General features: G+C 47.8%; 19 protein-coding genes. 16 read left to right on the top strand and 3 right to left on the bottom strand.

Features of this window, described 5'->3' with window-relative positions; all coding sequences use genetic code 11:
- Nucleotides 1-10: 10 nt before the first annotated feature.
- The 11 genes from tkt (at nt 11) to NFR62_RS09310 (ending at nt 13,935) form a co-directional block, all read left to right on the top strand.
- Complete coding sequence (tkt, locus tag NFR62_RS09360; protein WP_251617754.1) at nt 11-2,035, top strand: transketolase; 2,025 nt, start codon at nt 11-13, stop codon at nt 2,033-2,035.
- A gap of 8 nt (nt 2,036-2,043) precedes the next feature.
- Nucleotides 2,044-2,622: a 5'-deoxynucleotidase gene (gene yfbR / locus NFR62_RS09355; RefSeq protein WP_251617752.1), complete on the top strand. Its 579-nt coding sequence runs from the start codon at nt 2,044-2,046 to the stop codon at nt 2,620-2,622.
- A 249-nt stretch (nt 2,623-2,871) separates the two neighbouring features.
- Complete coding sequence (locus NFR62_RS09350; protein WP_251617750.1) at nt 2,872-4,305, top strand: ABC transporter substrate-binding protein; 1,434 nt, start codon at nt 2,872-2,874, stop codon at nt 4,303-4,305.
- A gap of 3 nt (nt 4,306-4,308) precedes the next feature.
- Nucleotides 4,309-5,220, top strand: a complete 912-nt coding sequence (locus NFR62_RS09345; RefSeq protein ID WP_251617749.1) for a carbohydrate ABC transporter permease — start codon at nt 4,309-4,311, stop codon at nt 5,218-5,220.
- Entirely contained in the window at nt 5,217-6,068 is an 852-nt protein-coding gene (locus NFR62_RS09340; RefSeq protein ID WP_251617747.1) for a carbohydrate ABC transporter permease, read from the top strand. The genes NFR62_RS09345 and NFR62_RS09340 overlap by 4 nt, the downstream gene beginning before the upstream one ends.
- A 49-nt stretch (nt 6,069-6,117) precedes the next feature.
- Nucleotides 6,118-6,948: a hypothetical protein gene (locus tag NFR62_RS09335; RefSeq protein ID WP_251617746.1), complete on the top strand. Its 831-nt coding sequence runs from the start codon at nt 6,118-6,120 to the stop codon at nt 6,946-6,948.
- A 29-nt stretch (nt 6,949-6,977) separates the two neighbouring features.
- Nucleotides 6,978-8,024: a hypothetical protein gene (locus NFR62_RS09330; RefSeq protein WP_251617738.1), complete on the top strand. Its 1,047-nt coding sequence runs from the start codon at nt 6,978-6,980 to the stop codon at nt 8,022-8,024.
- Nucleotides 8,021-9,061 carry a hypothetical protein gene (locus NFR62_RS09325; protein ID WP_251617731.1) on the top strand — a complete coding sequence of 347 codons (1,041 nt, stop codon included), beginning with the start codon at nt 8,021-8,023 and terminating at the stop codon, nt 9,059-9,061. The genes NFR62_RS09330 and NFR62_RS09325 overlap by 4 nt, the downstream gene beginning before the upstream one ends.
- Nucleotides 9,062-9,087: 26 nt before the next feature.
- Entirely contained in the window at nt 9,088-11,358 is a 2,271-nt protein-coding gene (locus NFR62_RS09320) for a hypothetical protein (protein WP_251617729.1), read from the top strand.
- Nucleotides 11,359-11,483: 125 nt separating this feature from the next.
- The gene (locus NFR62_RS09315; protein WP_251617728.1) at nt 11,484-12,767 is read left to right on the top strand and encodes a Gfo/Idh/MocA family protein; all 1,284 of its coding nucleotides are present in this window, start codon (nt 11,484-11,486) and stop codon (nt 12,765-12,767) included.
- Nucleotides 12,768-12,882: 115 nt separating this feature from the next.
- Nucleotides 12,883-13,935, top strand: coding sequence for a hypothetical protein (locus NFR62_RS09310; protein WP_251617727.1), 1,053 nt, complete (start codon nt 12,883-12,885; stop codon nt 13,933-13,935).
- 78 nt (nt 13,936-14,013) lie between these two features.
- Here the strand turns inward: NFR62_RS09310 and rpsT are convergent, their stop codons facing one another.
- Entirely contained in the window at nt 14,014-14,649 is a 636-nt protein-coding gene (gene rpsT / locus NFR62_RS09305; RefSeq protein WP_251617726.1) for a 30S ribosomal protein S20, read from the bottom strand.
- Between the two features lie 114 nt (nt 14,650-14,763).
- Between rpsT and gpr the strand changes: the two genes are divergently transcribed.
- The 3 genes from gpr (at nt 14,764) to ku (ending at nt 17,120) form a co-directional block, all read left to right on the top strand.
- Nucleotides 14,764-15,570: a GPR endopeptidase gene (gene gpr / locus NFR62_RS09300; RefSeq protein WP_251617725.1), complete on the top strand. Its 807-nt coding sequence runs from the start codon at nt 14,764-14,766 to the stop codon at nt 15,568-15,570.
- 34 nt (nt 15,571-15,604) lie between these two features.
- Nucleotides 15,605-16,306, top strand: coding sequence for a glutamate racemase (locus NFR62_RS09295; RefSeq protein ID WP_251617724.1), 702 nt, complete (start codon nt 15,605-15,607; stop codon nt 16,304-16,306).
- 61 nt (nt 16,307-16,367) lie between these two features.
- Nucleotides 16,368-17,120 (top strand): non-homologous end joining protein Ku, encoded by a 753-nt coding sequence (gene ku, locus NFR62_RS09290; RefSeq protein WP_251617723.1) that lies wholly within the window; start codon nt 16,368-16,370, stop codon nt 17,118-17,120.
- A 136-nt stretch (nt 17,121-17,256) separates the two neighbouring features.
- Here the strand turns inward: ku and NFR62_RS09285 are convergent, their stop codons facing one another.
- Both NFR62_RS09285 and NFR62_RS10230 read right to left on the bottom strand, forming a co-directional pair.
- Nucleotides 17,257-17,448 carry a helix-turn-helix domain-containing protein gene (locus NFR62_RS09285; RefSeq protein ID WP_251617722.1) on the bottom strand — a complete coding sequence of 64 codons (192 nt, stop codon included), beginning with the start codon at nt 17,446-17,448 and terminating at the stop codon, nt 17,257-17,259.
- A 98-nt stretch (nt 17,449-17,546) separates the two neighbouring features.
- Nucleotides 17,547-17,756: a helix-turn-helix domain-containing protein gene (locus NFR62_RS10230; protein ID WP_420851366.1), complete on the bottom strand. Its 210-nt coding sequence runs from the start codon at nt 17,754-17,756 to the stop codon at nt 17,547-17,549.
- A 75-nt stretch (nt 17,757-17,831) separates the two neighbouring features.
- Between NFR62_RS10230 and NFR62_RS09280 the strand changes: the two genes are divergently transcribed.
- Entirely contained in the window at nt 17,832-18,125 is a 294-nt protein-coding gene (locus NFR62_RS09280; protein WP_251617721.1) for a hypothetical protein, read from the top strand.
- Between the two features lie 86 nt (nt 18,126-18,211).
- Nucleotides 18,212-19,510 (top strand): putative DNA modification/repair radical SAM protein, encoded by a 1,299-nt coding sequence (locus NFR62_RS09275; protein WP_251617720.1) that lies wholly within the window; start codon nt 18,212-18,214, stop codon nt 19,508-19,510.
- The last annotated feature ends 22 nt before the right edge of the window (nt 19,511-19,532 follow it).

Genomic DNA, 19,532 nt, shown 5'->3' with positions numbered 1-19,532 from the left:
GAAAAAGTTTATGAACAAGACGACGCAAAATGCAGTCAACGCGGCAAGAGTGCTTGCGGTTGAGGCTATTCAAAAGGCGAACAGCGGGCATCCCGGACTTCCGCTCGGAGCGGCGCCCGCCGCATACGCGCTTTTTGCCCGCCAAATGAACCATTGCCCCAAAAACCCGCAGTTTTTCAACCGCGACAGATTTATTCTGAGCGCGGGGCACGGTTCCGCTTTATTATACAGCATGTTGCATTTGTGCGGCTATAACGTTACGAAAGAAGATTTAATGAGTTTCCGTTCGCTCGGCAGCAAAACGCCCGGTCATCCCGAATACGGAGTTACGCCGGGAGTGGAGACAAGCACGGGTCCGCTCGGGCAGGGCATAGCGAACGCGGTGGGCTTCGCCCTTGCGGAAGACATGCTTGCCGCGCGGTTCAATAAAGACGGGTTAAAACTTGTAGACCATTATACGTTCGCGCTTTGCGGCGACGGCTGCATGGAAGAGGGAATAGAGTACGAAGCGGCGTCGCTTGCGGGAACGTGGGGGCTCGGAAAGCTTATAGTGCTTTACGACAGCAACGATATATCCATTGAGGGCAATATAGGAATAGCGTTCCGCGACGACGTTGCGCGCCGCCACGAGGCTCAGGGGTGGCAGGTTCTCACCGTTCCAAACGGCGAAGACGTTGACGCGATAGACGCGGCTATAACGCTTGCTAAGGCGGATAAAAACCGCCCCAGCTTGATAATAGTGAAAACTACAATCGGCTACGGCTCGCCCAAAGCGGGAAGCGCCGACAGTCATGGAGCGCCGCTCGGCGAAGACAACGTTAAAGCCACCAAAAAAGCGCTCGGCTATTCGGCAAAGCCGTTCGAGGTTCCCTCCGACGTAGCCAAACATTACGCCGAAATTGTGGAAACTTTGAACAAGAGCGAATCGGAATGGAACAAAACGGTTAAAGCGTATAAAGCGGCGTACCCCGACGACTACGAATTGTTCAATCAATTTATTCGCGGCAAATGCCCTTCCGATGAAGATATGGACACTCTTTACGAGCTGTTTTCGAACAAACCCGACGCCACGCGCAACTGTTCGGGAATCGTTCTGAATAAGCTTGCCGAACTTATGCCGAATTTTGTGGGCGGTAGCGCCGACCTTGCGCCGAGCAATAAAACGTATTTGAAAGGATGCGGCGATTACAGTGCCGAAAACCGCACGGGTCGCAATTTGCATTTCGGCATACGCGAGCACGCTATGGCGGCTATCTGCAACGGTTTTGCGCTTCACGGCGGATTCAATGTTTTTTGCGGCACGTTCTTCGTATTCTCCGACTACATGAAAAACGCGATGCGCATGTCGGCTATAATGGATTTGAATATGACATACGTTTTAACGCACGACTCAATAGGCGTGGGGGAAGACGGACCCACTCACCAACCTGTGGAACAGCTTGCGGGACTTCGCGGTATTCCGGGACTTAAAGTGTTCCGTCCTGCCGACGGCAGAGAGACTGCGGCGGCATACATAAGCGCCGTAACAGGCAAAGGACCCACCTGCATAGTTTGCTCGCGTCAGAATTTGACGCCGTTCGAAAGAATTACCGACGCCGACGGCTACGAAGACAACGGTGCGAGCGCTCTTTTCGGCGGTTACATAGCGAGCGACAGCGTTTCCGAAATTCCCGAATTGATTTTGCTTGCAACAGGTAGCGAAGTGGAACTTGCTTTAAAAGCGAAAAAAGCTCTCGGCAACGAGAACGTGCGCGTTGTGAGTATGCCTTGCATGGAGCTGTTCGAAAAGCAGACGCAAAAATACCGCGATTCCGTGCTTCCGCCCAAGTGCCGCGCCCGCGTTGCAATAGAGGCCGCAAGCAGTTTGTCGTGGGGCAAGTATGTGGGGCTTGACGGCGCTTGCGTTTGCATGGATACTTTCGGAGCGAGCGCTCCCGCCGAAAAACTGTTCGAGATATACGGGTTCACTGTGGAAAACGTTGTGTCGGTGGCAAAGAAAACTTTGTCGCGCGCAAAGAAAATAAGCGTAGAGTAACTTTTTAAATGAAAGACAAGTTTTTTTCGCTTATAGCGAGGCTCCGCCATATCGATAGGTGGAGTCTTATGCGCAACACGCGCAAAGAAAACGTTGCGGAGCACAGCTATATAACGGCGGTGGTCGCGCACGCGCTTTGCATTATAGAAAACGAACTTTTCGGCGGCGAACTCAATCCCGAAAAAGCGGCGATTTTTGCTCTGTATCACGATTCTGCCGAAGTTTTTACAGGCGATTTGCCTACTCCCGTAAAATATCACAGCGAAGAAATTCGCGCGGCTTATAAAGCTATAGAAGAAAAAGCGGAGAAAAAACTTCTCGAATTTCTGCCGAACGAGTTGAAAGATGCTTTTGCGAAAACCGTTTCGCCCGAGAAAAGCGAACCCGAATATAAGTTTGTGAAATACGCCGATAAGCTTGCCGCGCTAATAAAGTGCAACGAAGAACTTTCGGCGGGGAACGCCGAGTTCGCGGCGGCTAAAAAGTCTATCGAGAAAACTCTCGAAAGTATACCCGAAAAATCGGTTAAATACTTTTTGCAGAATTTTGCGGATTCGTTCGGATTGAGTCTTGACGAAACCCTTTAAGCACTAATAAACTTATAAACAGAAAACAGGCGGCAAAAGCGTTTAAACGCGCGTTAGCCGCTTGTTTTTTTAACCGATTGTATTGTTTGAAACGAAAGGTAGCAAAGTAACTTAAATATAAAAAAATATTTTTGAAACTTTTTTTCAAAAAGGTATTGACAAACCGCTTGTGTCGTGTTATAATAAATTTGTTGATTGTGAAACTAAGTTTAATAAATACTTTTGCAGACTGAAAGGAGTGAAAATGCAATGAGAATAGTTAAGAAACTAATGATTTGTTTAACTGTTGCGGCCATGCTTGGTTTCGCGTTGGGCGGTTTGGCGGGTTGCGGTTCGTCGGGGAAAATAAAATTGTATTTCGACGGCGGCGGAGGTTCGGGCAACTATAACACAACAAGCAGCTATAACACGCTTGAAAAACTTGCCAAAGAGTGGAACGCCGAAAACGACAAGTTCGAAATCGTAATCAATAAGGCGTCGCTTAACGGCAATCGCGGAAGTATTACGAGTATGCTCAGCGCAGGCACGGCGCCCGACTTATTGATGCAGGTTGGCACTGTTATAAACGACGACGTTGGCAACGGGTGGTATGCCGATTTAACGCCGTATCTTGAAAAGCCAAACCGTTACGAAGACGGGAACGAGGCATGGAAAGACATATACGGCGACGGCGCGATTGCCGCGTCGGCGGCTTCGGACGGCAAGAATTATTACGTTTGCCTCGACCAAGTTGCCGTAGGGCTTTTATACAATATGGATATATTGAATGCGGCGGGAATAACCGAAGTGCCCGAAACTCATTCGGAATTTCTCGCGTGTTTGGCTACGCTTGAAAAAGCCAAAAACAGCGGAACGATTTCCGCCGAAGTTTATATGCACGGCGGACTGTGGCACGAAACATATTTAGGCACATCGGTTTACGGCTCCAAAATTCCCGAATGGGACGCCGATAATTCGGGCACCGTTTCAACATACGAGCTGATAAAAAGCTACAAAGAGGGGAAGTGGTCGCTTTCCGACGAGTATTTCCGCGAGTTTTTATCGCTTTGTTACGGAAAAGCGAAATACTATCCGGAAAACTATTTGAGTTACGATACTTTATATAATTTCGCGCGCGGCAAACTTGCAATAACCGACGCTCTCGGAAATCAAATGCGCACCCTAACCCGCAACGCGCGTTTTAAAACCGAAATAGCGGGCTATCCCGTTCTCGACACGTCGGCCTCCAAATTCGGCGGTTACAAAGGAATACGCGGAAGCGCCGGGCTTTCGAGCGCATATTGGGTAACTAACAGCGCGGTAAACAAAGGTCAGGAAGCCGTTGACGCGTGCGTTGACTTTTTGATGTTTTTAACGGCGTCGGGCAACAATTCCCGCCTTGTAAACGATTTGGGCTACGCGTTGCCGCTTAACGTAGACGACAGCACCGTAGAATTATTCGCGGGGCTTAAAGATTCTTTCAAAGAGGATAAAGAGGAAGACGCCGCAATGTGGAGCGCGTGCTACATTCCCGATAATTTGGGAACCGATTTCAATAACTACTATCAGATTGCTATGGGCGACTTCTATGAAGATACGAAAGGAAACAAGACAGGCGACGCCGACGCGCTTATAAACTATTTGAATTCCCATATCGACAAGTGCGTGGACGACATTGTGAAGAAATACGACTGGACGTTTTAAACTATGTTGCAACCGAATGCAAAAAAATTAAAAAACGCCAAAAATCAATACGCGGCATACGTTTGGCTATTGCTTCCAGTAATCGCCGTTGCGGTGTTTTGCGTGTATCCCGCAATTACGGCTGTTGCCCGCTCGTTCACGGATTGGACGCCTAATAAAAGCGAATGGATTTGGTTCGAAAATTACAAAGAACTTTTTACCGACGTTCTCTTTCGAAAAGCGTTTGGGAACATGCTAATTTTGGTTTTGTGCAGTCTTATAACAAGCAACGTCATGACGTTGTTACTTGCCGAACTTTTGTTCAATTTAAAACTTCGCAAACTCGAAAAGGTTTACCGCTATCTGTTTTTGTTGCCCGCTCTTGTGCCCGGAATGGTGTCGGTTCTTTTATGGAAAAACGTTATTTTATCGGGTTCGGCGGAAGGACTGTTCAACAGCGTGTTTTCGTTATTCGGCGCAAAACCGAGCGGTTGGTATTTCGATAAAGGAAAAGTAATTCTTTCTATGGCGCTTACAAACTTTCCTTGGGTTGGCGGAATTAGTTTTCTTATTTATCTATCCGGCTTGCAGGCTATTCCCGAATCGGTGTACGAGGCGGCGGAGCTCGACGGCGTTTCGGCTTTCGGCAGAGTATTTAAAATTGATTTGCCGCTTCTTGTTGGGCAAATAAAGTATTTTTTGATTATAGGAATTATAAACGGTGTTCAAGTGTACGACCTGCAACTTATTTTGGGGCTAAGCCCCGTAGACCCCGCGAGCACTGTGCCCGGCTACATTTTGTATCATTACACGTTTGCGTCGCCGCGTTACGGCTATGCGGCTTCTATAGGAGTTTTGCTGTTCGTAATAACGCTTACACTGAGCACGATTTCGAATAAGATTTCGGATAAAATGAGGGCGGAGAACGGCGTATGACGGGAATTAGAAACAAAAGAACGCTTATTGCTCAAATAGCGCTTGCGGCTGTGTTGCTTATTCTGTGCTTTTTGGTACTCTTTCCGTTTTGGCTTATGCTTGTTAAAAGCTTTAAGTCGTTTATGCAAGAGGTGGAGAATCCTTTAAGCCTTACATTTCCGCTTAACTTTAAGAATTACGCGGTTGCATGGGAACACATCAGCGGAAGCATTTTCAATTCGTTTTTCGTGAGCATATCCGAAGCGTTGATTACCCTTGTGTTGAGTTCTATAGGCGCCTACGCGTTCGCTCGTTATAAGTTTCGTTTTAAAAACGTTATATACAGCGCGTTTTTGGCGCTTATGATGATTCCCGGCGTGCTCACGCTAACCACGCGTTATGTTATGGTGGCTTCGTCGTTCGCGCTTTACGGCAGCTACTTGGGAGTAATTCTTCCGCAGGCGGCTTCGCTCGTGCCGTTCGGAATACTTCTGTTGCGCGGATTTTTCGACGGCATACCGCGCGATTTATTCGACGCCGCCGATATAGACGGAGCAAACTCGGTTAAGCAATTTGTTAAAATTGCGTTGCCGCTGAGCTTGCCGATTCTTCTTACTCTTGTGCTCATGAATTTTATGACGAGTTGGAACGACTATTTATGGCCTATGATAATGCTCGGAAATCAAACCGACAAATACACAATTCCCGTAATGCTTAATTCGTTTACTCTCGACTATTACAAAACCGAGCTTTACTATGCCGCGCCGCTTGCGGGAAGCGTGATTGTGAGCGTTCCCATTTTGGTGCTGTTCGCTTTCACGTCTAAACAGTTTATTCGCGGCATGACGAGCGGCGCGTTTAAAATGTGAGTGTCGAAAGCGAGCGCGGCGTTAACGATATTTAAAGGAGATAAAATTTATGGAATTGTTGGCAGACGAAGAATTTCGACGAGGTTTTAATCTTAAAGGCTTAAACAGTATACGCGACGGGCACGGCGCAATAAAGTCGTTCCGACTTGGGGAAAGAACTCCGAAATGGTTTTTGTGCCAGTGGAATTCGCGGCATAACCTTATAGACGGCAACTTTACTGTGGAGGACGGAAAATACAATATTTGCGACGAGAGCAAAAGTTTAACGGTTATAAACAACCGCAAACTCGTGTTCGAGCTCGACGCGGGAAAAGAGTATTCTGCGCCGAGAAAAGAAAGCGAAGCGTGGCCTCATTTACTTATAGAGCAGGAAATAACGGCTAACAACGCGGTTAAAGACCTGAAAAAAATAATTTGCCATGCGCGGTTTAAGTTGCTTGAATTTACTAATTTTATGGACGGCGAAAAGGAATATCACGCGGCGCAATTCGTGTGGGTTTTAACGCTTAAAGATTGCAACCCTAAGTCTCCGTCGTTCAATTCGTTTATTTGGGTCGTTTTTTGCCCCTTCGACAGCCGCTACGAGCTTGTGCCTCTTTTTACTCAGCAAGATAAAGCGCTTCCCGACGGCGAGTTCATATATTCGTTTGCGGGTAAAGATTTTATGCCCAAGTCGCTTTGGGACGGGGAAGAAACGGAAGTTAATTTCGACCTTTACCCCCGCATACCGCATATTCTCGAAACGGCGCAAAGCAAAGGATTTATGACGGGTAGCAAGGCGAAGGACCTTGTTGTGTCGAGCACAAACATGGGGTTCGAAATAACGGGCACCTATAAGTGCAGAGTAAGCGTTGAAGACTTGAAGATAATAACCGAATAGTTTTAAGGCGGAAAAAAAGGAGGCAAAATATGAGAAAAATTTTCAAAAAACTGTTACCGTTGTTGCTCGGATTTTTGCTCGCGTTTTCGTTTGCGGGCTGCGGTTCCGATTCGCGCGGCACGGGAACAACGGGGGAAAACGGCGGCGGTTCCGAAAATCCGCCCGAACCCGAAGTTAAAACATACGAAGTGTTTCCCGACGCGAAATTTTCTACCGGCTTCGATATTTTGGGAACGGGGTATACCGACGACGGAAAGATAGACGCCGCCGAGCGCGACAAGCAAAAAAGCATCAAGTTCGGACGTCAAGAACCGGTGTGGCACATAGCTCAATGGTATTCGCGCAACAAGTTGGAAAAAACCGAACCGATTATCACCGAAACGAGCTTTGCTCTTTCCGATAGTAGCAAATCGGTGAAACTCAACCGCGAGACGGGCGAAATTACGCTTGACTTCGACGCGAGCAAAGATTTTTCCGCTCCGCAACACGCCGCAACGCTCGGCTCGTTTTGGCCGCATTTGTTGCTGTCGCCCACGTCGGTGGAGAGCGTAAAAATATCGGACTGCGAAAGCATGGAAGTTCGCATCGATTTCACTCTTAACAAATCTGTGAGCCACGCCAAAGATTTCGGCGTAAGCAGTTTGGAACTGAATTCGCAATTCGCATGGTTCGTATATGTGTCAAACCTAAATCCCGGCGAGGGATACGGCGAGTTTTTGTGGCTCGGGTTTAACCTATACGACCCCAAACGCGTGTATGCGCCGCACAACGCAATGCAAGACAATGCGGGCGGCGTTGCGGGCAACTACATTTACACGTTCGGCGCAGACGAAACGATAGGCAAAGATAAGATTGTGAAAGTAGGCAAGCGAACGGGCTTTACTATGGACCTTAAAGCTGCGGTTAAAACCGCGCTCGACGACGCGCACAAAGCGGGATTTATGACGCACACCACAGTTGATAATGCGTCGATTACGGGTATGAATATAGGATATGAAATGTTCGACGTATGGGAACTTTCCGCAACAATTCACGACATGGGCGTGAGATACACGAAAAAGGAGAATGCGGTATGAAAAAGCTTATTGTTATTTTGCTTGCGGCGGTGCTTGCGTGTTGCGCGTTCGCGTGCGGCAATTCGCTCTCGCCGCCGAATAATTCTGATAAAGAACAACAAATACCCGTAACGCCCAACGACAATCAACCCGACGAAGATGATAAAAAGCCGGACGAGGAAAAACCCGAACCGCCCGCAATCAATGAATTGCAAGCGATTGCCGACGCCGACTTTTCGTATGGGTTCAGGCTTTTGGGCACCGATTCGGCAACGGACGGAACGGGTGCGAAAAGCATTGTAAAGTTCGGGCGGCAGACTCCCGTGTGGAGCATGGCGCAGTGGTACACGCGTTATGACTTCAACTTGGTAAAGCCTGTGATTACCACGCAAAAAATGACGATTGACGACCAAAGCAAGCACATAGAACTCGACAGAACGAACGGCAAACTTACGCTTGCGCTCGACGCTACAAAAGAATACGACGAATCGGCAAGTTCGCGTGTGTTTTGGCCTCATCTTCTTATAGAGCAATCATTTTCGGAAGAAGTGAAATCGCACAAGCTTTCCGAATTCGAAAGCTTGACGGCAAGCGTCGATTTTTCGATTACTAAGGCAAATAAGGGCGCAATAGAAACTAAGCCCGCGAGCGAAACTCTTCCCGCGCAATTCTTGCAATTCTACTACATAAACGATTTTAAAAACGACGCGTTTTTGTGGTTCGGGCTTGCGTTTTTCGACACTCGCTACGAGAAAACGACGCTTGCATATTCGCAAGATTTTGCGGGCGGCAACGCGGGCAACTTTATATACAGCTTGGGCGCCGAAACGCTAATGAATAATGAAAACTTCGTGCTCGGCAAAGAATACGAAATCGAACTCGACATCTTGCCTTATATTTCGCAGGCGCTCGATAAGGCGAAAGAAAGCGGCTTTATGCCGAATACGCACCTGAGCGACTGCATAATAAGCGGCGTAAACATAGGCTGGGAATTACCCGGCGCGTGGGACGTCTCGGCAACACTCGGCAATATTTCCTTACAAGGTATATTGAAATAAAAAAATTTTTCTGGGAGGAAAAGAACATGTGTAAGACAAAAGGTGTGTTCGCAAGATTTGCGGTGTCGGTGCTGTTGGCTTTTGCTATGGCGTCGGCAATGTTCGGGGGGGGGTACGCTTTATTTGCCCGCGCTGAAGAGCAAGCACCCGCCGAAGTAATGACAGACCCCGTTTTTAAACAATTTACAATGAACACAATTTCGGGGAAAGAGGATTCCGTGAAATTAATGAGCGACGATACCGTGCATTTTGTTATGCACCCTACGCCCGGTATCGGCGCGCGTGCTACGGCCGCCGAGTTAGGCGACGGGTATCGTTTCGATGTGAAAGACGGCGTAACCGTAGTTTTGCATGACGTGAACATTACGGACGACGCATATTTCCTTGCGGGAATGCAAACAGACCCTGCGGGAGCGCCCCCTCCCGGTGGCGGCGGCGGTATTCATATGGCAATGACGGTTATGAATTATCCTAATTCCGCTACGCCCGGCTATTATTTCACATGGATATTGGGCAATAACGATACTACCGTTTGGTCGCCTTTGGGGCAGCCGTTTATGGGCGCCGACGTAAACGCATGGCATGCCGATACCGTAACGCTTACATATAGCGACACTTCGTTTTCCATTGTAACGACGGGTGCCACGACAGGAGACATAAGCGAAACGCGAAATAAGGATACGGCAGGTTTTGCAAATCTTTTCAAAGATTTTACCGAAAGCGGCGACGCATATTTAAGTTTTAACGTTTATAATCCCAATGCGGGGCAAGCGACGGGCGAAGTTGAATTTAACCTGATGAGCGTAAACGATAAAGCGCCCGGTGCGGCGTATAAAGAAGCGCTCAACGCTCAGGTTACTGCGTTTACTACGGCGGTGGCAAAGGCGGAAGAAAGCGAGAATCAAAGCGATATAGATGCGGCTGTTGCGCTCAATAAGTTCGGAACCGACGAGGCATACGGAAAACTTTTGACGCAATTCGGTAATGTAGACCAACAACGTGACGTTCGCGCTGCAAGGGATAAGATAGTGGCGCTCAACGGCGACGCCATATTCGCAGAGCTCAAAACTCCTATCGAAGGTTATATTGCGGCGCTCGACGCGGTAACCCCCGATAACGAGGACACGGCGCTTTCGGCGACTGTAACGGCGTACAACGCTATAGATTGGTCTAAGTACGACTTGCTCAACGCGGGCTTTAAAGCGCAAATAGACGAACTTAAAAACACGATGAAAGGGAAAAGCTACTTTAAAAAATCGATAGAAGCGGTTGCGGACGCGCACATAAAAGTTATAGAGACGGCTACGGCTTCGGAATTCAATTCGTCGGCGGGATATGTTTCCGCAAAAGCGGCGCTCGACGGCTGGGACGCTTACAAGGCGGCGAACTTTATAGGCGAACTTACGGAAGCGAAAGTTGCGGCGCTCGACGCGCGCGTGGCTGACGCAAAGACAAAAACGGAAAGCTCGTTCTACCACAATTTCACCTATCGCGGCAACGTTAGCGAAGTGCAAAAGTATGACGAAGGGTTATACCTCAGCGTGCAACCCGACGTATACGACAGAGTGGAGCAGAAACTGCCTACCGACAACGTAGTGCTTGCAAAAGAGAAAATGACGCTCAACGAGAACAGCGAAGTGCGTTTTAACATGATTTACGCGCCCCGTTTGGCTGTTGGCAGCTTCCAAATGCAAATAGGTTTTTATCCCGTTGCAAACGCCACCACATACGAAAGCGACGGCGTGCGCGTGGACTTTTGGACGAGTAACATGAACATGACCGAAATCAAACCCGTGAACGGCAAAACCGAACTTCCGATTTGCGGCGAACGCACTATTCAAATAGAAGATGAAGATTTCTTCGATTTCGAAGCGGACGAACTCGACTATAAACAATCGGCTTATACGGTGAAACTTTGCTCCGACGAAGACGGACTGTATTTGCTCGTGAACGGTTTGCGTCTCGACATAGAGGACGAGGCTATTACGCCCGAGCTCTTTAAAGACGGCGTATATGTGACGTTCTCGGCAAGCGGTAGCGCGGGAATGGCGCCCTATGAATTGCTCGTTACAAAAATAGGCGGCACGAAATATGCCGACGTGCCCGAAACCCCCGACAATCCGAACAATCCCGATAACCCCGATAATCCCGAAAAGCCGAACGAACCCGCTCCCGAGAAAAAGAAAAAATGCGGCGCGGTTGCGGGTGCAAGCGTTTCGGTTGTATCGGCTTTGATTTGCTTGCTCGGCGCTTCGGCTTTTATAGCGGCTCGCAGAGGTAAAAAGAACCGCGCATAAAATAATAACGTGCTCGAATAAAAGGAAGAAGGGCGATTTTCTCCCTTCTTCTTTTTAAGGGACATTGTATATTCGAATACGGTATGCACAGCTTTAAGAACTTGCATTAAAAAGAGGAAAAAGAAATGAAAAAAGTTACTGCCGTTGTTATGGGTTTTGGCGACAGAGGGCAAATTTATGCCGAATACGCACGTCGCGCTCCCGAAAAATTCGAAATCGCGGGGTGCGTGGAACCTAACCCCGTAAGGCTTGAAAAAGCGAAAAAGCTATATAATTTAAAAGACGAAAACTGTTTTCTCCGTCCCGAAGATTTTTACGCGCGCGAAAAATTTTGCGACGCGGTTATAAACGCCACTATGGACGGTTTGCATGTTAAAACGTCGTTGCCGCTATTTAAAGCGGGATACGACGTGCTTTTGGAAAAGCCGATAACAAGCAATCCGCGCGAACTTAGAGAATTGCAACGCGCGGCGCGCGATAGCGGAAGAGTGCTTATGATTTGTCACGTTTTGCGTTATGCGCCGTTTTATCTTAAAATAAAGCGGTTGTTGCTTAGCGGCGAACTCGGAAAGCTCGAACATATTTATTGTTCCGAAAACGTCGGAATCGCGCACATGCTTTCGTCGTATATTCGCGGCAAATGGGGAAGCGAAGCGGAATGCGGTTCGGGAATGCTCATGGCTAAGTGCTGCCACGACCTCGACTTAATAGTGTGGCTTGCGGGCGGCGAAGAGGCGGAAGAGGTTTTCTCTTTCGGAGCGCGTTCTGTTTTTTGCGAACGTAACAAACCTGAGGGCGCGGGAACGCGTTGTCTAACGGATTGCAAAATAGAAAAAGACTGCCCGTATTCGGCAAGAAAACTGTATCTCGACAACAACGAATTTCCTTTCCTTGTGTGGGCGGACGTTCCGAATAAAGACTGGACGCAAGTAAACGATTACGACGAGCGCAAAAAGCTGCTCGAAACCGTGAACCCTCACGGCAAATGCGCTTATGCTTGCCGCGACCTTGTTGACCATCAATCGGTGTTGGTGCATTTTAAGAGCGGCGCAACCGCAACTCTCGATATGACGGGCGGTGCGTCTCGCGCGGGCAGGCGAATACATATAGTGTGTTCGCAAGGCGAAATAGAAGGCTTTTTGGAAGAAAACGAATTCACTGTGCGCCGTTACGACGCCATGAAAGCGTCTTATTCGCAAGAATCGGTGCGCATAACCGAAGACGTATCCGGCGCCCATTCGGGCGGAGACCTTAGGCTTGTTGCCGACTTTGCCGCGCGTGCGGCGGGCGAAACCGCGTCGGTGTCTTGCACGTCGATTGACGATTCCATAGCGGGGCATTTGCTTGTTATAGGCGCGGAAATATCGCGCAAAGAGGGAAGAGCGGTGCGCCTTAAAGAACTTTTATAACGCGCTTGTTTCAAATTTTGCATAAAATTTTAGCGGGAGAAACATTTGTATGCCTTATATGAATTTTGAAACTTTATTTGACAAATATCCCATGTCACGATATAATAGTACAGATATGGAAATTTACGGTAAAAAGCAAATAGACATACGGGAAGACAACAAGAGCGCGGTTATAGACATACTTTTAAAGCGCGAGTCTACAATGCCGCAAATGTCGGAGCAGTTAAAGCTGAGCCACACCGCTCTTGCCAAAGTTATAAACGAATTAAGGCAGAAAAACGTTGTTGTGCTTTCGGAACTGCGCGACTCCGGCGCGGGGCGTCCGCCTAAGCTATACGGAGTGAACGGCGATTGCGCAATCGCGTGTTCTGTTATAGTCATGAAAAAAGCGGTGTATGTGTATTACGTTGATATGCGCGGTTTTCAAGTAAACAAGAGCGAATGCGAAAATAATTTCGCGTCGCTCGGCGATTTGCTCGATTACGCTGCGGCGCAAGTTAAAAATCTTAAAAAACATCCGCGTTTAAACGAAAAGATTTTAAAGAATATTTACGTCGGTATTCCGTCGGCGCCGCTTTGCGGCAAAACTTTTTCGGAAGCGAGCTTGGCTGTGAGCGAGAAATTCGGCGAAGAGTTTCCGTTTGCGCATACGGTTGCGCGCAGAAATATCGACTATGAAATGATTGCGGAGTCGAAATACGGCGTGTTGAACAACGGAATTAAAAACGCCGTGCTTCTTAACCTCGACGATTATGCGTGCGCTTCGTTTATGCTCGGCGGCAACGTTTACTGCGGCGACAACGGAATGCAAGGCTACGAGCCCGAAAATCCGTTTGAGGGGCTTATAAGCGCTTTCGGGGCAGATTACGAAAACATTGCGGAAAGCTACCGCAGAGGCGAACTTAAAGCCGTGAGCGCGGTAGAGAGCTGCGTGGGTGCGCAAATAGAGCGGGTGGGGAACGTTATGCGTTTTCTCGACGTTGGCGAAGCTGTGCTGAGCGGCAAAGTTTGCCTTTTGGGCGACGGCTTTTTGGAATTTTGCAAATCCAAATTAGGCGGCGGCGTGAGAGTGCGTTATTCCGCTATGGGCAAAGACGTTCCTGCGGCGCTTTCGGGCGCGGTTTGGCAAGCCACATATTTTACTTTGCAAGAAGTAATGATGAGATAAAAAGTTTCGTTTTAAAATGCAAGCAAAAAAACACAGTCGAATCCGACTGTGTTTTTTGGTTTATTCGCAATTTTAAAATTATTCCGCTTTTTCTTCGGGTGCCGCAGGAGTTTCTTCGGCGGGCTTTTCCGCTTTCTTGGTTGTTCTCTTTGCTTTGGGCTTTTCTGCGGGAGCTTCGGCGCTTTCTGCCTTTTCTTCGGTTTTGGCGGTTTTCTTGGTTTTCTTTTCCTTAGGTTCTTCGGCTTTTTTGTCGGCGTCTTTCTTTTTGCCTTTTTTAGCTTTTTGCTCGGCTTCGAGCTTAGCTTTTTCGGCTTCTAAACGCGCGGCCTTTCTTTCCGCCGCCTTAGCTTGGTATTCCGCTTTTTGTTGAGCGCGGATTTCCTGAGCCGCTTTCGCTTTTTCCGCAGCTATGGTTTTGTTGTCTTTCTTTATAACAATAACAAGCTTACCGCTCTTAACGTCACTGAGGCGTTTTGCGAGAGCGGATTTTTTATTTGCGGCTTGGTTCTTGTGAATAACGCCTTTAGAAGCGGTTTGGTCTATAACCGACATGGTTTCGGGCAAAAGCTTTTCAGCTCCCTCAATGTCGTTAACGTCGATAGCGTTATTAAACTTTTTGATGGCGTGATTCATACGCGTTTTGTAAGCGCGGTTTTGTTCGTTTTTCTTTGCGATAATAAGTACGCGTTTTTTCGCGGATTTAATGTTTGGCACGGATAATTCTCCTTGATTCTATAATTTTTTTCACTAACTTATTTATTTTATCATAAATTTTTGCTAAATGCAAGTGATTAAAAGCAACATTTTTGGTGCAAACTGTTAATGTTTATGAAAAGAACAGATATGGCTTGCGACTTTTTGCCCGACGATTGCCCTCAGCCCGAATATGTTCATAGTTTTACCGTTACGGTGAACAAAGAACTTTCCGAAAAATTGCGCCGCCCCGAAGGAAAATATTGCACGGTTGAAAGCCGCGCCGTGTTGGAGAGAAACCGCGAGCGCTACCGCGAAATAGCTTGCGAACTCGGCGACGCGCTAAAAAGGCTTTTGCCGAATAAAACGGAAAGCGTGCTTGTTGTGGGGCTTGGTAACCCCAACATGACCGCCGATTCTTTGGGCGCGAAAACGTGCGCGTCTTTAATGGCGGCGCGGCATCTGCCGCAAGAGAATGAGCGGGCTAAAATAGGGGTGCTCACTCCTAACGTGCTCGGCGTTACGGGCATAGAGAGTTTCGACGTTGTTGCGGGAGTGGTGGAGCGCACTTCGCCCGACGCGGTTATAGCGGTAGACAGTTTGGCGTCCGCCGCCGTATCGCGCATAGCGTCGGCATTTCAGGCGACCGACACGGGAATAACTCCCGGCAGCGGGGTAAGCAATCACCGCGCAAGGCTTTGCCGCGAATCGCTCGGCGTGCCGGTAGTGTCGCTCGGCGTGCCTCTCGTTGTGTACGCGTCTACCATTATAGAAGACGCCACAGGCAAAGAGTGCCCCGAAAACGCGATGGACGACGTGGGCAAAATGGTTGTTACGCCCAAAGACATAGACGTGTACGTTTCGGACTGCGCCGACATACTCGCGGCGGCTGTAACCGAAGCTTTTTGCCGCAAAAGTCGCGGAAAGTGCGTTCGCCTATAATTATTTTTAACGCCGCCGCATATAATGGTTGAGTATGAACGATTCGCCTATCGGCATTTTCGACAGCGGAAGCGGCGGACTTACCGTGCTCGACGCTTGCCGCAAATTATTGCCGCATGAAAATTTTGTGTATGTTTCCGATTCGCGCAAAGGCGGTTGGGGAAGTTTGCCCGCAAATCAAATAGCTTTGCGAGCGTGCGCGTGCGTGGATAAGCTTTCGGAATACGGTTGCAAAGCGGTTGTGGCGGCATGCAACACCGCAACCGAATCGAGCATTTGCGCGCTCCGCAACGACTACGAGCTTCCGTTCGTGGGGCTCGAACCCGCGCTCTTACCCGCAGTTAGGGCGTTTCCGAACGGCAAAATTACTGTGATTTGCACCCCCGCAACTTCGCGTCAGCCAAAGTTCAAAGAATTGCTCGATAAGTGCAAAGACGCGCGCGTCGCGGTTAGACCGCAACCTAAGCTTGCGTCAATGATAGAAAACGGTTTGCATTCTCTCGATTCGCTTAGAGGGGAGGCGGAGCGCATAGTTGAGGAAGAAAAGCCGGACGCTCTCGTGCTCGGTTGCACTCATTACGTTTTTATTCGCTACATATTCGAATCGCTTCTCGGAGCCGAGCGGGTGTTCGACGGGAATTTGGGAGCCGCCCGCAGATTGCTTGCGGTTTTAACCGAGCGTGAACTTTTAAGCGCAAGAGAAGAAAGCGGCTCGCTTACGTTCGACGCTATTTGACTGCACATATATTTTTTAACCTGCCTGCGCAAACTAAACGCAAATAAAGGCAGGTTTTTTTATGCTTACAAAAACTTCGATTGCGTTCGGACTTGTGTATATACCCGTAAAACTGTCGGCGGCGGCTCGGCACGACGACGTGGGCTTTAATATGCTCGATAAAAACGGAAGCCGTATTCGCTATAAAAAAGTGAACGACGACGGCGAAGAGGTTGAACACAAAGAAATTGTGCGCGGCTACGAATACGAGAAAGGGAAATACGTTACCTTTACCGACGACGAACTTGACAAAATAAAATCGGAACGCGACAAGCAAATCACAATAACGCAATTTGTTTCCGCTTCCGAAATAGACCCCGTATATTACGAAAAAAGTTATTATCTTTCGCCTATGGGTGGCGAAAAGGCGTATTCGCTCTTTGTGTCCGCTCTTAAAAAACAGAAAAAAGTGGGAATAGCTAAAGCCGTGCCGAGCAATAAAGAAACTCTTGTTGCGGTGCGCGCCGACGGCGACAGAGCAATTTTGAGCACATTGTATTTTCCGTCCGAAATCTTGCCGCCGCCCGCAGTTAATATTCCCGCCGCGAGCAAAGAGGAGCTGAATCTTGCTTGCACGCTTATAGACAGCATGACAAAGCCGTTCAGTCCCGACGAATACCGCGACGAATACCGCGAAAAACTTATGAAAGCGATAGACGCCAAAATTGCGGGCAAAGACGTTACAACGCCCAAAGAACGCAAGGCGGGCAACGTGCTGAATTTGTTAGACGCGTTGCGCGCAAGTCTTGAAGGCGGCGCTTCGGCAGGGGTATAATATACTAAAAACGAGTGCATGTCATTGCGAGGAGCCGTAAGGCGACGCGGCAATCTTTGTTCTATGCATGGGACTGCCACGCTACGCTCGCAGTGACAGTTTTTCCGTGTCATTGCGAGCGTAGAGAAGCAATCTGTTATATATCCGATAAACCTAACAAAAAATCTGTGCTGCAATCCAAATTTTTGGCAAGCAACTTTAAAGTTTGAATGCTCGGAAGAGCTTTTCCCGATTTGTAATCGCTAATAGTTTGCTTAGATACGTTTACGCGCCGAGCCAACTCCGTCTGTTTCATGCCGGAGTTTTTTAAAGCTTCGTTAAATCGCATTGTAAATATGTCTTGCATAAAACTATTTTAAGACAATCGGTAAGTTATTACTTGACAGTACGATATTATCTGACTATAATATATGTAATGCTTGGGTTTTAATACGATTCCAAACCTAAAAGGTAATCGGCGGATACGTCTAAATATTTACATAATAGACGCAGTGTTTGAATACTCGGAAAAGATTTTCCGCTTTTAAAATCGCTGATACATTGCTTTGAAATTTTTACTCGATTAGCTAATTCTACCTGAGTTATCCCCGAAGTTTTTATTGCTTCTCTAAATCTAAGAGTGAAAATATCTTCCATGATTTAATTTTACAAGCGTAGGTAAGTTATTACTTTACTATACGCTAATATCGTACTCAAAGGGAGTTGAGCATAATGGAAAAGCAAAATAAGAACAGTTGTTTAAATTGCAAATATTTTGTGCGACATTATGTGTTGGAAAGTGTATTGCGCTTTAAACCGCTTTATTGCGGACATTGCGTAAAAAGCGATAAATACAAGAAGCAAAAGGGTTTTCCCCAAGATTATGTTTGTGATAGTTGGGCGCATAACGAACATAAGGTGGAAGATAAAATTAAATCGATTAAAGATATATTAAATCACATGAATAATCGTTTAACTGAAATCGAAGAGTATCTTGCAATGCTCGCTAATTTTTCCGACGAATAAAGAAAGAAGAAGGGGGAGTATTTACTTGCAAATATTTCCGTTTTAAAAAAATTGCTATTTTAGTGTTTTTGTGCTAAAATATAGGAATGGCGGACGTGTTCGAAAAACTCAAAATTCTTACCGACGCGGCGAAATACGACGTTGCATGCACGTCGAGCGGGGTAAACAGAGACAGCGACGGAACGGGAATAGGTTCGGCGGCGTCTTGTGGAATATGCCACACTTTTTCGGCTGACGGCAGATGCGTGTCGCTTCTTAAAATTCTTATGAGCAACGTGTGTGCCTACGATTGCGCTTATTGCGTGAACCGAAGCTCCAACGATATTCCGCGAGCTACTTTCACTCCGCGCGAAATTGCCGAACTCACTATCAACTTTTATCGACGTAACTACATAGAGGGGCTTTTTCTTTCGAGCGCGGTTGTGGGCAATCCCACGCGCACAACCGAACTTATGACCGAAGCTTTGCGCATATTGCGCGAAGAATACCGTTTTTTCGGCTACATTCACGCTAAGGCGATTCCGGGCGCCGACACCGACGCGATTTACCGTTTGGGGCTGTATGCCGACAGAATGAGCGTGAACATAGAGCTTCCGAGCGAAAAGAGTTTAAATTTGCTTGCCCCGTCTAAAACTCGCGGCGCAATACTGTCGCCCATGACTTTTATACGCGACGGAATTAAAGAGTCGTCGCACGAAGTTGCAAAGTTTAAGCACGCGCCTAAGTTCGCGCCTGCGGGGCAGAGCACTCAAATGATTGTAGGGGCAAGCGACGAAAGCGACTGTCAAATTCTTCGCCTAACCGAATCGCTTTATAAAAAATTCGGTTTAAAACGTGTGTTCTTTTCGGCTTACGTTCCCGCCGTGAGTTCGTCGTTGCTTCCGAGCACCGACACAAAGCCGCCGCTTTTGCGCGAACACAGGCTGTATCAAGCCGATTGGCTTTTGCGTTATTACGGTTTTACCGCGAACGAATTGCTCGAAGAGGGCGAAAACTTTAATTTGTATCTCGACCCCAAATGTAATTGGGCGCTCGCTCATTTGGAAAGTTTTCCCGTGAACGTAAATAAAGCTCCGTTCGAACTGCTTTTGCGGGTGCCGGGAATAGGAGTGACAAGCGCGAAACGCATTGTGTCGGCGCGCAGAGCACGCGCTCTCGATTTGCAGGCGCTCAAAAAAATGGGCGTTGTGTTAAAGCGTGCCCGTTACTTTATTGAATGCGGCGAAAAAAATTCGGACGTGAAGCTAACCGAAAACGCGATTATTCGCGCGCTTTTGTCCGATGTGAGCTATTCGCGTCTTACGTCGAAACAAATGTCGTTTTTCGACGCTCAGCCCGAAGCGGGCGGCGAGGAAGAACTGAAAAGTCTTTTAGGTCAATTTTAACGCCTAACCTAAAACAACCGTT

Source organism: Pumilibacter muris, from assembly GCF_943193045.1.
Lineage (GTDB): Bacteria > Bacillota > Clostridia > Christensenellales > Pumilibacteraceae > Pumilibacter > Pumilibacter muris.
The sequence above is the reverse complement of the archived record's forward strand: the minus strand, read 5'-3'. Positions and strand labels throughout refer to the sequence as shown.

What these genes read in the sequence shown, in the direction of transcription:
- NFR62_RS09320 (WP_251617729.1), top strand. Translation starts at nt 9,088, where the DNA reads ATGTGTAAGACAAAAGGTGTGTTCGCAAGATTTGCGGTGTCGGTGCTG.
- NFR62_RS09350 (WP_251617750.1), top strand. Translation starts at nt 2,872, where the DNA reads ATGAGAATAGTTAAGAAACTAATGATTTGTTTAACTGTTGCGGCCATG.
- gpr (WP_251617725.1), top strand. Translation starts at nt 14,764, where the DNA reads ATGAAAAGAACAGATATGGCTTGCGACTTTTTGCCCGACGATTGCCCT.
- NFR62_RS09330 (WP_251617738.1), top strand. Translation starts at nt 6,978, where the DNA reads ATGAGAAAAATTTTCAAAAAACTGTTACCGTTGTTGCTCGGATTTTTG.
- NFR62_RS09325 (WP_251617731.1), top strand. Translation starts at nt 8,021, where the DNA reads ATGAAAAAGCTTATTGTTATTTTGCTTGCGGCGGTGCTTGCGTGTTGC.
- NFR62_RS09335 (WP_251617746.1), top strand. Translation starts at nt 6,118, where the DNA reads ATGGAATTGTTGGCAGACGAAGAATTTCGACGAGGTTTTAATCTTAAA.
- yfbR (WP_251617752.1), top strand. Translation starts at nt 2,044, where the DNA reads ATGAAAGACAAGTTTTTTTCGCTTATAGCGAGGCTCCGCCATATCGAT.
- NFR62_RS09275 (WP_251617720.1), top strand. Translation starts at nt 18,212, where the DNA reads ATGGCGGACGTGTTCGAAAAACTCAAAATTCTTACCGACGCGGCGAAA.
- ku (WP_251617723.1), top strand. Translation starts at nt 16,368, where the DNA reads ATGCTTACAAAAACTTCGATTGCGTTCGGACTTGTGTATATACCCGTA.
- NFR62_RS09295 (WP_251617724.1), top strand. Translation starts at nt 15,605, where the DNA reads ATGAACGATTCGCCTATCGGCATTTTCGACAGCGGAAGCGGCGGACTT.
- NFR62_RS09340 (WP_251617747.1), top strand. Translation starts at nt 5,217, where the DNA reads ATGACGGGAATTAGAAACAAAAGAACGCTTATTGCTCAAATAGCGCTT.
- NFR62_RS09285 (WP_251617722.1), bottom strand. Translation starts at nt 17,448, where the DNA reads ATGCGATTTAACGAAGCTTTAAAAAACTCCGGCATGAAACAGACGGAG.
- NFR62_RS09345 (WP_251617749.1), top strand. Translation starts at nt 4,309, where the DNA reads ATGTTGCAACCGAATGCAAAAAAATTAAAAAACGCCAAAAATCAATAC.
- NFR62_RS09315 (WP_251617728.1), top strand. Translation starts at nt 11,484, where the DNA reads ATGAAAAAAGTTACTGCCGTTGTTATGGGTTTTGGCGACAGAGGGCAA.
- NFR62_RS09280 (WP_251617721.1), top strand. Translation starts at nt 17,832, where the DNA reads ATGGAAAAGCAAAATAAGAACAGTTGTTTAAATTGCAAATATTTTGTG.
- tkt (WP_251617754.1), top strand. Translation starts at nt 11, where the DNA reads ATGAACAAGACGACGCAAAATGCAGTCAACGCGGCAAGAGTGCTTGCG.
- NFR62_RS09310 (WP_251617727.1), top strand. Translation starts at nt 12,883, where the DNA reads ATGGAAATTTACGGTAAAAAGCAAATAGACATACGGGAAGACAACAAG.
- NFR62_RS10230 (WP_420851366.1), bottom strand. Translation starts at nt 17,756, where the DNA reads ATGGAAGATATTTTCACTCTTAGATTTAGAGAAGCAATAAAAACTTCG.